General features: G+C 51.1%; 1 protein-coding gene. It reads left to right on the top strand.

Annotated elements, in window-relative coordinates; translation table 11 throughout:
• Positions 1–1015, top strand: a 1015-nt coding sequence (locus tag F8N00_RS18075) for an oligosaccharide flippase family protein (RefSeq protein ID WP_421018758.1), incomplete at both ends; no start/stop codon positions are given.

The raw sequence follows: 1015 nt of genomic DNA, 5'->3' as shown, positions 1-1015 counted from the left end.
ATGTGTATAAGAGACAGCGCCAGTACGATCCTGACGGCAGAACGGGCTGGACTGACGAACTTCTGGCTCTTCATCAAGACTCGTTTTTCACTCCTCTCGGCAGGTGTGTTCGTCCTCCTTGGGGTCTATTATTTCTTCGGTGAAGCGGACATTTTACTCCTGACACTGCTTGTCTACCTGAATAAGTACATGGAATCGTTCGCTGATCTCGCTTACGGTTTCTTGCAAGGACACACTGCCTTCAAGGAAGTCGCCGTCTCGAAAATCTTCCGGAGTCTCTTGAACGTCTCGGGCGCAGCACTCGTCCTCTTTACGACCCATTCAATCCACGGATTCGTACTCGCCTTGATCGCTGGAAACTTGATCATGCTACTCGCATACGATTTACCGACAATTCGCCGCATTGGTCGCGGCTTTGACAATCAAGCGCTTGACTTACGGTACCGGTCAGGCAAGGAGCTGTTCCTTAAAGCGATGCCACTCGGCTTCGTCGCTCTTCTGATCGCCTTGAACGCAAACATTCCACGATTGTTCGTCGGTCACGCAATCGGAACGGAAGAGCTCGGTTACTACGCTAGCATCGCCTATCTACTCGTACTTGGCAGTCTGTTCATCCACTCCTTGATCGCCGTCTTACTACCGAACTTCTCGTCTGAGACGGGTGAACGTCAAAGTTTACCGGAACTGCGCAAGCTGACCCGCTCGATGTTACTGATGACGAACGTCGTCGGCATCCTGTTGATTGTCGGAGCGATCTTCTTCGGCAAGTGGGGCTTGACGATTTTCTATAACGCGTCGTTCGTTCAATACCATCTGATTTTCGTCTTGATGATGGTCGCCTCACTCTTTTTCTACAACTCGACCGTCATTCAGGCACTCTTGACCGGCTTCCAGCAATTTCGGATCCAGACGATCTCGATCTTCGGTAGTGTCGTCGTCAACCTGATCGCCTGCAGCCTGTTGATTCCGCTGTATGGTCTATACCTGTCTCTTATACACATCTCCGAGCCCACGA

Source organism: Exiguobacterium sp. A1_3_1 (assembly GCF_048985645.1).
GTDB classification, from domain to species: domain Bacteria; phylum Bacillota; class Bacilli; order Exiguobacteriales; family Exiguobacteriaceae; genus Exiguobacterium_A; species Exiguobacterium_A indicum.
Note: the sequence above shows the minus strand (reverse complement) of the source record. Positions and strands in the feature narration are given on the sequence as shown.